Source organism: Dyella sp., assembly GCF_036384435.1.
Taxonomy (GTDB): Bacteria; Pseudomonadota; Gammaproteobacteria; order Xanthomonadales; family Rhodanobacteraceae; genus GSA-30.
Map to the genome: position 1 here is coordinate 1 of NZ_DASVMI010000034.1, position 10,453 is coordinate 10,453.

Genomic DNA, 10,453 nt, shown 5'->3' on the forward strand with positions numbered 1-10,453 from the left:
CTCATCCATGAGCGTCAGGTCGTAGACTTTTCCGAATCGACTGGCGCGATCAGTTGGAGTGATTTTTACGCGAAAATTGCCTCGGTCAGCCGTGTGTATGAGTTCCGATGGCTCGCCAGGAATCAACTCCATCTGCGTGCCCATTTCATACAGGCTGGAGCGGACGTTTACTAGGTAAAGATCCAGGATGTCATCGTTTGGCTGGACGTTGAAGCTCTCCCGATCTGCTTGAGTCGAGGCGGAGAGGGCGGGGGCAATCAGCATTGAAAAGGCGCCGATGCTTGCACTCTTCAGGAAATTTCTTCTTGGTTTCATGTTTTTCATGGTGTTCCTCTAGAAGATGCAGGTGCCTGTGTTGATGCAATTGCCCAGGTTTTTTTCGCCAGCGCATTCGCCGCTGTTGTTACATCTGATGTTCGGGTTCTCGGAAAATAGAAGGGATCGTTCCTGGGATGATTCCTGGCTTTTGCGTATGGAGTGGGCGAGTTTCTCGTCGGCGATGCGCACGGACGAGTCATTTTCGATGAAAATCAATTCATGATTTATCTTGAATGGCATGAGTCCGGCTCTTCATGGTTGCCAGCGGGCAGCTGAGCGTGGGCCTGGACAGTTCGCTGTATCCGGAGAACCAGGGGTGTAGCTTGTCGTGATCAATCACCAATGAGCCATCGTCATTGATTTTTCCAATGCGATTTTTTTCGCTGTTCAAGGCCACTGTGCATTTGCCGATGGTGCCGTCTGACCGTATCAGCAAGGAGTTTGGCCTGGCTGCATAGCAGATGTAGCCTTTGAGATGAAGTTCGGAAATCGGTTGGTCTGGGTTTGGATTCGTCTTTCCCCGAATTTCATCCATGGCAGACAAATAGTCGCTGTTGGATAACAGGGTTGCGCCATTCACGGTATTTCCGCCGAGATCGCTTACTTTGTGGAAATATGTGTGGAATCTATGGTCATTTCCGAATTCCTGCTCGATGAGCTTGTAGAGATTTTTCATCGAGTCAATATTCATCGAGTGGAGATGAAGTCTCAAGGTGATCGAAAAGTCCGAGTCAAGTGTTTTCAGGCTTTTAAGGTTTGACCACAACTTGTCGAAACTTCCCCTGCCGTTGGCAAGAACCCTTGTCTTGTCATGCCAATCCCGGAAGCCATCCAACGTGATTTGCATACTCAGTGAGGATTTCTCGCAAAGTTGCGTCACCAGTTCGCGGGTGAGAAGAAAGCCGTTGGTGGTTATGGCGGTATGGAATCTTGTGCCATGCCTTGAGCAGCACGCATGGGCATGATCGGTGATCGATGTGATGATGTCCTTTGCCAGCAGGGGCTCGCCGCCAAACCAGGAAAGCGAAAGATTGTCGATGTGTGGAGTTCTGTTTTCTATGAGATTCTTTATTGCGTTGATTACATTTTCTGGCATTTTGCCAAGAACGAAATCCTCATAGCAGTACGTGCATCTGAAGTTGCATTTTTCAGTGGGTAATAGGATTAGCTCCAGGCTTTTGGGCGAAAGGGCTTCGGCGATATCGTGGTCATCATAGAGACGATTCATGTGAGTCTCCATGCTATTGGCAGTCGCCAAAATTGTAGCCGCTACAAACTCCCCCGTTTGTGCAATCTCCACCGTTGTCGCCGCCGCAATTGCCGCCGTTGTTGCATGCGCCGGTATTCACGCCTGGTGGTTTTTCGGCGGACTCAAGGCTGATGATGGATGTTTCAAGACGCTTGTTGCGGAAGAAGATGGAGCCGTCGCTATCTATGAAAATGCCCGCGGGATCGATGCGGGACAGCTTTTTGTCCATGTAATCTCTCCAGATAACCCAGCCGCCGATGCATCGGTTTCATGAGGATGGCCGCTGGATTAGTTTTGCGCATGCAAAAGGCCCGCAAAAGCGGGCCATGGTTTGTCGGGCTGTAAGAATTGCCTGATCGGATTTCAGGGTACGCGGAAGCTTCCCGGCTAGTCAGCGATATCCGGCTCGAAGAAACTCCAGCGCACATCTGGGAACGCTTCCTTCATGGCCGCTTCGGTGCGGTTGATGGCCTGGATGAAGCTGCGCTGGTCGGCAGCCGGTGCCATGCGGGCTTTCACGGCGACCATGACGTCCGGGCCCATCTGGATGGTCAGCAGGTTCAATACCGCGTCCACATCAGGACGTGCATTGAGGAAGGCGATCATGGCTTCGCGGCGTTCCGGTTCCACGCCCTGGCCGATCAGCAGCGCCTTCACTTCGTTCGCTACCGCAACGGCCACGACAACCAGCAGGATGCCGATGCTGATCGTACCGAGCGCATCGAACAACAGGTTACCGGTGAGGATGGTGGCGATGACGGCGGCCAATGCCAGGCTCAAGCCGATGAGGGCAGCGAGGTCTTCGCCGAAGATCACCAGCAGTTCGCTTGAACGGGTCTGGCGAAACCATTGCCAGAGGCCGCGATCGCCGCGCGCCTTGTTCACTTCCTGCAGGCAGCCATGCATCGAGATACCTTCGACCACGATACTGAAGCCAAGCACGCCCACGGCCAGCCAGGGCCAGCTAAGCGGTTCGGGGTGGCTGAGCTTATGCACGCCCTCGTAGATCGAGAACATGCCGCCCACGCTGAAAAGCAACATGGCGACCAGGAACGACCAGAAATACATGACCCGTCCCCAGCCCAGCGGATAATCCGCCGATGGAGGACGCTTGGCCTGGCGCATGCCGATCAACAACAGGCCCTGGTTGGCGCAGTCGGCCAACGAGTGCACCGCCTCGGCCAGCATGGCGCCCGAACCGGTGAATATCGCGGCGACCAGCTTGGCCAGGAAGATCGAAAAATTGGCGCCCAGCGCGAGCAGGACGGCCTTGAGCGAATTGGCGTGACCGGACACTTGAGCCTTTCCCCTGGTCAGCCGCTCAGCGGCCCACGCCTACGCCGACACCCACGCCAAAACTGACCTTGCCGCTTTGCAGCTCCTCGGCGGTCCAGCGATGCGACTGGCTGGCTTTCACCAGCGGAAAGACGTAATCGGCCTCGCCGACCTTGCCGGCGCGATTGCCATTGAGCTGCCCGGCGATGGTGATCGGCGCGCCTGGCGGGTAGTCGATCGATTCCACATAACCGGGCAGGATCGCGATGAAACGACCATCGCCGTTGCCGCGCAGCTTGGGCCGCTGCGAACTGTCCAGGGGATAGGCCAGCACTTCGATTTCGCTGTGATCGGCCAGGTTGTTGACCTGCACGATGCGCCCTCCCCAGATCACGTCGCGACCGCTGTATTGCTCAGGCGTCTGCGATACCTGCGCCGGTGAGACCACCGTGTTGTTGGCACTGGGTTTGTACAAGGGTGCTGGCGCACAGGCGACCAGGGCCAACAGGGTGGCCGGAACGACCAGGCGAGCGAGCAATGTCGTAAAGCGCATGAACCTGCTCCTTCAAGTGATGGTGGCCAGGGATCGCATCCCCAGGTTGGCACCCGCCACCCGTATGCGGCGAGTGACCAGCAGTCTGCCTGGCGTCGAGGCGAAGACCCAGTGTAGCGGGATGTCGTCGAGGGCAGCGGTCGGCAACGTCATCATGCTGACCGCCATCGTCGGCATCAGGGCGCTTCCTGGACCAGCCAGTCCAGCCGTGTCTGGGCAGGGCGATCCTGCGACAACAGCCGACCCAATGCGCGCAGCGGTTCGCGCAAGGTCTCATCGAGCTTCCAGGGCGCATTGACGATGACCATGCCCGAACCGTTGAGACGGAGTGGTGAATCGTCCGGGCGCACCAGCAGCTCCGCGCGCAGGACGCGTTTGGCGCCGCAGTGTTGCAACCAGCGATGGAACGGCTGCACCTGGCTGCGCCGCTTGATCGGATACCAGATGGCATACACGCCACCGGGCCAGCGCAGCAGGGTTTGCTTGAGCGTCTGTTCGATGGTGCGGTATTCGTCTTCCTGCGCCTCGAAGGGTGGGTCGATCAACACCAGTCCGCGTTTCTCGCGCGGAGGCACCATCCCCTTGAGTCCTTCGTAGCCGTCGCGCTGATGCACGTGGATGCGGCCATCGTGGCGAAACAGCTCGCGCAGGCGGCCAGCTTCTTCCGGATGCAGTTCGCACAATTGGGCGCTATCGCCGTCACGTAGCGCCGTGGCCGCTTGCAAGGGCGAGCCTGGATAGAGCCGCAAGCCGTCCTCATTGCCCGGCAGGTCCACGATCATGTCCAGCCAGCGTTGTAGCAGGGCCGGCAACGGAGCAGCGCTCCCTCCATGCAGGTCGGGAAACAGCAGGCGGGCGATGCCATCCTTGTATTCGCCAGTCTTGCCTGCCTGGGTGCTGTCCAGCGCATAGCAGCCGCTGCCGGCATGCGTATCGACAAAGCAGAAGGGCGCCGGCTTGCTCTTGAGCGCATCGATCAGCGCGAAGAGCACGGCGTGCTTGAGAACGTCGGCGAAGTTGCCGGCGTGGAAGGCGTGGCGGTAATTCATGGCACAAGTATAGGTGCTGCGACCCGCATGGAGCCTGATCCAGAGTTGACGGGCCTGAACGGATGGCTATCCTCGCTTAGATGTTCCGCCATTCGCTCACGCCCTTCCGCCGCTCCCGCGCCATGCTGGCATGGGCGCTGTGTGCGTGGCTGGCGCTGGTGAACATGGCCTGGGCCCAGCCTGATTGTTGTGCCGGTATGCACGCCCAGCCTTCGGCACACGGGCAGATGCACCGCCAGGCGCATGATCACGACGGCATGGCGCCGGCCGATTGCCTGTGCGCGCACGCCCCGGCGGCCTTGCCCGAGTGGCCCGCCTGGGGCCTGGCCTCCGCGGTCCCGGCGTCGCTGATGCCTCAGCTGCGGTCTTTCCCATTGCCATGGGCCGCGCATACGCCGCCATGGCGCCCTCCGGCGGTGACATCCATTACCTGAGCTGGATGAGTCCGGTACTTGCGTGCTGATGGTGCAAGCCGTCGGCGCAGCCGTGATCCAATCATTTTCGAAGCCGTCGTATCCCATGGATGTGGGGTTATGGACGGCGTCGCGATAGCTGGTTTTGTAGCCCGGCATGGCCTGGGTGGGATGGACAGGATGGACAACAACGCATGCGACCCCCTGTGGTCGCGACGACGCTTCGTGCAGGGCCTGGTGCTTGGCGGTGCCGCGGCCGGACTGGGCGTTTTCAGCGCGGGCAGTTCGCTGGCCGCCGGGGTGCCGCGCAGGGAACTGAGTGGCACCTATTTCGAACTGGATATTGGCCCAGCGCCCGTCGATTTTACCGGGCGCCGCCGGATCGCCACGGCAGTCAACGGGCAAGTACCTGCGCCGCTGCTGCGCTGGAAGCAGGGCGACACGGTGACCATCCGCGTGCGCAATCGCCTGCCGGTTACCAGTTCGGTGCACTGGCATGGCATTGTCCTGCCGGCCGATATGGATGGCGTGCCCGGCCTCAGTTTCGAGGGGATTCCACCCGGAGGCGAGTATGTCTACCGGTTTACCGTCAATCAGGCGGGCACGTACTGGTATCACAGTCATTCGCGCTTTCAGGAACAGACCGGCTTGTATGGCCCGATCATCGTCGAGCCGCGCGGTGGGGAAAAGCAACATGCCGATCGCGAGCATGTGATCCTGCTCAGCGACTGGACCGATACCGATCCGGAGCGGATCTTCGCCAATCTCAAGAAGCAAAGTGATTACTACAATCTGGGCAAGCGCACCGCGGGCGATTTCCTGCGCGATGCCAAGGCACGGGGAATATCCGCCGCATTGAGTGAACGACGCATGTGGAACCAGATGCGTATGGACCCGACTGATCTGGCCGATGTATCGGCGATGACCTATACCTACCTGGTCAATGGTACGTCGCCGGCCGCCAACTGGACTGGCCTGTTCGGCCCCGGTGAAAAAGTACGCCTGCGTTTCATCAATGGCTCGTCGATGACATTTTTCGACGTGCGCATCCCGGGCCTTAAAATGACCGTGGTCGCTGCCGATGGGCAACCGGTCGAACCGGTCACGGTCGATGAATTTCGTATCGCCACGGCCGAAACCTACGACGTGATCGTCGAGCCTGCCGCCGATCGTGCCTGGACGATCTTCGCGCAAAGCATGGATCGATCCGGGTTTGCTCGCGCCACCCTGGCGCCACGTGAAAAGATGAGCGCGGAGATACCCTCGCTCGACCCGCGCCCGCTCCTGGGCATGGATGACATGATGGGCCAGATGCACCACGGCATGCATGCGATGCACGGCATGGATATGTCGGGCATGAGCGATGCCGCGATGCTTGCCGCCATGCGCGGCAACGGGCCGGAAATCGACATGCGTGTTCCCACGCCGCGCAACACGCTGGATGATCCTGGTGTCGGCCTGCGCGACAACGGTCGACGCGTGCTGACCTACGCAGACTTGCATGCTGTCGATGCGCCAATTTCGCCGGACGTCGATCGGGAGCTGACCCTGCATGTAACAGGCAATATGGAGCGCTATCTATGGTCTTTCGATGGCCGGCGCTTCTCCGATAGCGGGCCGATCCGCTTGCGCCATGGCGAGCGTGTGCGTTTCGTGCTGGTCAATGACACCATGATGACGCACCCGATCCATTTGCATGGCATGTGGAGCGAACTGGAGTCGCCTGGGGGGCAGTTCCAGGTGCGCAAACACACCGTGGTCGTTCAGCCTGCGCAACGCATCGCCTATCGCGTCAGTGCCGATGCCATTGGCCGCTGGGCCTATCACTGCCATCTGCTCTATCACATGGAAGCGGGGATGATGCGCGAAGTGGTGGTTGCATGAAGCGCCTTACGACATGGACGCTGCTGGCGGCCGTCGTGCCGATGGCGCAAGCGCAGCAGGCCTCCATGCATGACATGCATGATATGTCCATGCGGGAAATGGACATGGCACACCCGTCACCGGTGGCGCCAACCAACGCAGCGCCTGTCGAACTACCGGTCAACGATCATGTGCCACCGCCACCACCAAGGCAAGTCATGCCCGATGGCATGTCCATGGGGCACGACGATGCCATGGATATGCACGACACCGGCACGCGAGGCATGTTGCTGGTCGACCGGTTGGAATATGCGCGCGGCACGACTGGTACGAATGCCTGGGCCTGGGAGGGCCAAGCGTGGTGGGGCACGGACATCGATCGGCTCTGGCTATACAGCGAAGGCGAGCACGAGGGCGGGATGACGCGCGACGCGCGTATCGACGCCATGTGGAGTCACGCCTGGACCACCTACTGGGATGGCCAGCTCGGCATCCGGCATGACCTGGGCCAGGGGCCGCAGCGGTCATGGCTTGCCGTTGGCGTGCAGGGGCTCGCGCCTTACTGGTTTGATACACAGGCAACTTTCTACCTGGGTGAGGGCGGTCGTACGTCTCTGCGGGTCGAGAGCAGCTATGACGTGCTGTTGACCCAGCGGCTGATACTCAGTCCCAAGGTGGAGGTGAATCTGTATGGGCGTAACGATGCACCGCGCGGAATTCGATCTGGCTTGTCCGAAGCCGAGGTCGGCCTGCGCCTGCGCTATGAATTCAGTCGACGCTTTGCTCCCTATGTTGGCGTGTCGTGGGCGTATCACCGTGTGCCCGGCGAACCGGTAATCGGTGCCATGGATGTTGCGTCACACGAGACCACATGGCTGGCCGGCGTACGGCTATGGTTTTGAATCAATGACCCAAGGTGAACTATGAGAGCGCTGTTCCTGGTACTGCTGATCCTGTTGATCGCCGGTGTCGCATTCATTTATTCCGGCATGTACAACGTCGGCGCGGACAAGCCGCACTGGACGGTCACCGCCCAGGCCTTGGCGACGCTGCGCGAACGTTCCATCGCACAAGCGGCGACCAACATCGCCGTACCCTCCGACCTCGACAGCGATGCGCGCATTCGCGAGGGCGCGCATCACTACGCCCAGATGTGCGCAGCTTGCCATCTGACTCCCGGCATGCGCAGCACCGAATTGCGCCAGGGCCTCTACCCGCAGCCCCCGGATCTGGCCAAGTTGGGAACGGATCGCCCGGCCGAAGCGTTCTGGGTAATCAAGCACGGCGTCAAGCTCACTGCGATGCCGGCATGGGGCGTAAGCCACAATGACGATGCCATCTGGGACATGGTCGCCTTCATTCGCAAATTGCCCGAGCTGGACGAAAACGCTTTCGTCTCATTGGCAGGCACGCACGGCGACGACGGACATGGCGGCGGCCATCATCACGATGATGGGCATGACGACCACGATGAACACGACGGGCACATGGATATGCCTGCCACGCCGGCATCTGCCTCGTCAACGCACTGAGTTGCATGATTTTGCCGTGTCTTGCATCGCCAATAAGCCGACGACATGGCCATCCGTTGCAGGAGCGATTCATTCGCGAAGCAATCTGCGATCCAGTCGCCGACTGGGGCTGTGAAAGCCTCCAGGCTGCGGCCTCGTCGCATCGCGACAAAGTCACTTCTACGCATGTGGAAACCGTTAATCAGGCATGCTGTGCGTCTCGGCTGTGCCCAGCAGGTCGCCATCCACTCTGCGGCCCTGGCGTCGGTGCATGAATGGATGCACAAACACCGCGGCCAGGATCACGGCGACACCCAGGTAAAACCAGCCGTTGAGTTCGCGTTGCTCGCCAAGCAATACGATGGCGAGCACGATGGCATATACCGGTTCGAGGTTGGTGACCATTTGCGTTTCGAATGCGCTCATATGCCGCAATGCCACGAGCGCGAGCGCGAAGGGTAGTAACGTGCAGCCAAAGGCGAGTGCTAGTAGCAATAATCCATCGTGCAGGCCTGGCATGACGAAGGCCGGCCCGGCGTGCGGTAGCAAAGGAGAGAGCGCGGTGAGGAACAGGGCCCCGGTACCCAGCTCTATACACGTCACCGTCAGAGGATCGCCATGATCCACCAGACGCTTGTTGAGCGATCCGAAACAGGCAACGAGCAGCGCCGACAAGGCACCCATCGCGATGCCCCAGCGCATGTCGATGGGTACACCGCCGACCACCAGTACCACGCCGGGCATCACTGCGACACCGATCAACAGTTCGCGCGGATCGAAGCGCCGCCTGGCGACCCACGGTTCAATGAAGGCCAGAAATACCGGGCCGAGCGCGATGCACGTGGCGCCCACCGAGGCGTTCGATAACTTGATCGCCGCATAGAACGTCAACCAGTGCAGCGATACGATGGCGCCGATCCCGGCATAGGCTAGCCGCAGGCGCACGGGCATGGCCTTGAACCCTCGCCATACCCGTGGCACCAGCAGCAGGGCGGCACTCACCAGCAACATGCGCCACCACACCAGTGGCATGGCCGGCAGCGTGATCCGCTTACCGAGTATGGCCGTAAAGCCCCAAAGCAGGACACAGAAATGGATCTGGAGGCGGGCTTTGACGGCGGGGAGCATGAGGAATTTGGGGCGGCGGAGGCGGCGTATTGTACCTGGGGGTTGGCGCTCGCTCGCGCTCCCTGTGAGGTCGCTTGACAGGCAAGCGACCTCACAGGAGCGGCCCGGTCACTTCCCCTTCGGCACGGCCACCCTCGTATTCTTCATCTGGTCAAGCACCCCGATGCAGGCATTGTCTTCTTGCCCGCGGCTGGGAACGATCAGGGGAGCGAGGGCAGCGGCGGGGGCGGCGAACACACCCAGCGCCAACGCGCCGCCGCCGCGCAGGATCAGGCCAGCCGAGTGCACCCCGACACTCGGGTCTTTCAACGTGCCTTTGACATACAGCGGCGAACGCAGCGAGAAGATACGCAGGCCCTTGGTATGCGGAGTGACGTCCAGGTCCAGATGCTCGTTGGTGAAGTTGACGTTGCCTTTGATGTCGATGAGGGCATCTTCGGTATCGAAAATGAAGAGCTTGGTCTGGAAGAGGCCGTCGGCAGCAACCAGGTCCGAGGCCGCGCAGTTGATCTTGACGGTCTTGTCGCCAAACAGCTTGCCAATGACGATGTTGCCTACATTCAAGCCAGCCGTCTCCAGCAGAGTCTTGCTGATGGCGCCATTGTTCATCAGCAGCTTGACCTCGCCGTTGGATGTGGCCATCAACTCGGACACGGAATTGCCGCGTGAGGTCATTGCCATGTCGCCATTGATCTCGCCGAAACTGCTGTTCATGGCCTGGAAGTTCGGGAACAACTGCTTGAGCTCCAGGTGACGGGCCTTCAGGTCCAGCCGACCGCGCATGGGCACCTGGCTACCATCCAGGTGAATCAGTCCACTCACCTTGCCCCCGGCCATGCCCAGGCTCAAGGGATCGAGATGCAGCTTGCCGTCGTCGAGCACCACGTGCGTTTCGAGGTTGTCGATCGGCAGGTTGGCGTCGCGAACGATACGTGCGCCGCTGAAGGTGACGTCCGCGTCCATGGCCTTCCAGCGGTCGGTGCGGAACGGCTCGACCGGAAGCGCCTTATCGGCCGGTTGCGGCGTGGCGTCGCCACGCTTGGCTTTGTCTTCCTTCGAGTCGGCACCGACCAGTGAGCCGAGGTCAGAGAATT

At 60.2% G+C, this 10,453-nt stretch carries 12 protein-coding genes and 1 pseudogene; 4 read left to right on the forward strand and 9 right to left on the reverse strand.

Going from position 1 to position 10,453, the window contains the following annotated elements:
• The 7 genes and pseudogenes from VF436_RS03135 to VF436_RS03165 all read right to left on the reverse strand — a co-directional run.
• Positions 1-324: pseudogene (locus VF436_RS03135) on the reverse strand (hypothetical protein); the annotation flags it as partial.
• 211 nt (positions 325-535) lie between these two features.
• Positions 536-1,546 (reverse strand): radical SAM protein, encoded by a 1,011-nt coding sequence (locus VF436_RS03140; RefSeq protein ID WP_330902524.1) that lies wholly within the window; start codon positions 1,544-1,546, stop codon positions 536-538.
• A 13-nt stretch (positions 1,547-1,559) separates the two neighbouring features.
• On the reverse strand, positions 1,560-1,796 hold the full coding sequence (locus tag VF436_RS03145) for a hypothetical protein (protein ID WP_330902525.1): 237 nt from the start codon (positions 1,794-1,796) through the stop codon (positions 1,560-1,562).
• A 158-nt stretch (positions 1,797-1,954) separates the two neighbouring features.
• Entirely contained in the window at positions 1,955-2,863 is a 909-nt protein-coding gene (locus VF436_RS03150; RefSeq protein WP_330902526.1) for a cation diffusion facilitator family transporter, read from the reverse strand.
• A gap of 25 nt (positions 2,864-2,888) precedes the next feature.
• Positions 2,889-3,395, reverse strand: coding sequence for a Slp family lipoprotein (locus tag VF436_RS03155; protein ID WP_330902527.1), 507 nt, complete (start codon positions 3,393-3,395; stop codon positions 2,889-2,891).
• A gap of 12 nt (positions 3,396-3,407) precedes the next feature.
• Complete coding sequence (locus VF436_RS03160; protein WP_330902528.1) at positions 3,408-3,551, reverse strand: hypothetical protein; 144 nt, start codon at positions 3,549-3,551, stop codon at positions 3,408-3,410.
• Positions 3,552-3,571: 20 nt separating this feature from the next.
• Positions 3,572-4,444, reverse strand: a complete 873-nt coding sequence (locus VF436_RS03165) for a 23S rRNA (adenine(2030)-N(6))-methyltransferase RlmJ (protein ID WP_330902529.1) — start codon at positions 4,442-4,444, stop codon at positions 3,572-3,574.
• Positions 4,445-4,524: 80 nt separating this feature from the next.
• On the opposite strand from VF436_RS03165, the gene VF436_RS03170 reads away from it, so the two are divergent.
• From VF436_RS03170 to VF436_RS03185, 4 genes are all read left to right on the forward strand, one after another.
• Positions 4,525-4,878 carry a hypothetical protein gene (locus tag VF436_RS03170; protein WP_330902530.1) on the forward strand — a complete coding sequence of 118 codons (354 nt, stop codon included), beginning with the start codon at positions 4,525-4,527 and terminating at the stop codon, positions 4,876-4,878.
• Positions 4,879-5,037: 159 nt separating this feature from the next.
• Positions 5,038-6,741: a copper resistance system multicopper oxidase gene (locus tag VF436_RS03175; protein WP_330902531.1), complete on the forward strand. Its 1,704-nt coding sequence runs from the start codon at positions 5,038-5,040 to the stop codon at positions 6,739-6,741.
• The gene (locus VF436_RS03180; RefSeq protein ID WP_330902532.1) at positions 6,738-7,622 is read left to right on the forward strand and encodes a copper resistance protein B; all 885 of its coding nucleotides are present in this window, start codon (positions 6,738-6,740) and stop codon (positions 7,620-7,622) included. Before VF436_RS03175 ends, VF436_RS03180 begins: the two co-directional genes overlap by 4 nt.
• Positions 7,623-7,643: 21 nt before the next feature.
• The gene (locus VF436_RS03185) at positions 7,644-8,252 is read left to right on the forward strand and encodes a cytochrome c (protein ID WP_330902533.1); all 609 of its coding nucleotides are present in this window, start codon (positions 7,644-7,646) and stop codon (positions 8,250-8,252) included.
• A gap of 177 nt (positions 8,253-8,429) precedes the next feature.
• Here VF436_RS03185 and VF436_RS03190 read toward each other — a convergent pair whose 3' ends face one another.
• Both VF436_RS03190 and VF436_RS03195 read right to left on the reverse strand, forming a co-directional pair.
• Positions 8,430-9,359, reverse strand: a complete 930-nt coding sequence (locus VF436_RS03190; RefSeq protein WP_330902534.1) for a DMT family transporter — start codon at positions 9,357-9,359, stop codon at positions 8,430-8,432.
• A gap of 108 nt (positions 9,360-9,467) precedes the next feature.
• Positions 9,468-10,453 (reverse strand): AsmA family protein (locus VF436_RS03195; protein ID WP_330902535.1); only part of this gene is annotated, 986 nt, incomplete at its 5' end.

Bases quoted from the DNA above. Each gene is read 5' to 3' on its own strand.
- VF436_RS03165 (WP_330902529.1), bottom strand. From the start codon at position 4,444: ATGAATTACCGCCACGCCTTCCACGCCGGCAACTTCGCCGACGTTCTC.
- VF436_RS03145 (WP_330902525.1), bottom strand. From the start codon at position 1,796: ATGGACAAAAAGCTGTCCCGCATCGATCCCGCGGGCATTTTCATAGAT.
- VF436_RS03160 (WP_330902528.1), bottom strand. From the start codon at position 3,551: ATGATGACGTTGCCGACCGCTGCCCTCGACGACATCCCGCTACACTGG.
- VF436_RS03175 (WP_330902531.1), top strand. From the start codon at position 5,038: ATGGACAACAACGCATGCGACCCCCTGTGGTCGCGACGACGCTTCGTG.
- VF436_RS03190 (WP_330902534.1), bottom strand. From the start codon at position 9,359: ATGCTCCCCGCCGTCAAAGCCCGCCTCCAGATCCATTTCTGTGTCCTG.
- VF436_RS03180 (WP_330902532.1), top strand. From the start codon at position 6,738: ATGAAGCGCCTTACGACATGGACGCTGCTGGCGGCCGTCGTGCCGATG.
- VF436_RS03185 (WP_330902533.1), top strand. From the start codon at position 7,644: ATGAGAGCGCTGTTCCTGGTACTGCTGATCCTGTTGATCGCCGGTGTC.
- VF436_RS03140 (WP_330902524.1), bottom strand. From the start codon at position 1,546: ATGAATCGTCTCTATGATGACCACGATATCGCCGAAGCCCTTTCGCCC.
- VF436_RS03170 (WP_330902530.1), top strand. From the start codon at position 4,525: ATGTTCCGCCATTCGCTCACGCCCTTCCGCCGCTCCCGCGCCATGCTG.
- VF436_RS03155 (WP_330902527.1), bottom strand. From the start codon at position 3,395: ATGCGCTTTACGACATTGCTCGCTCGCCTGGTCGTTCCGGCCACCCTG.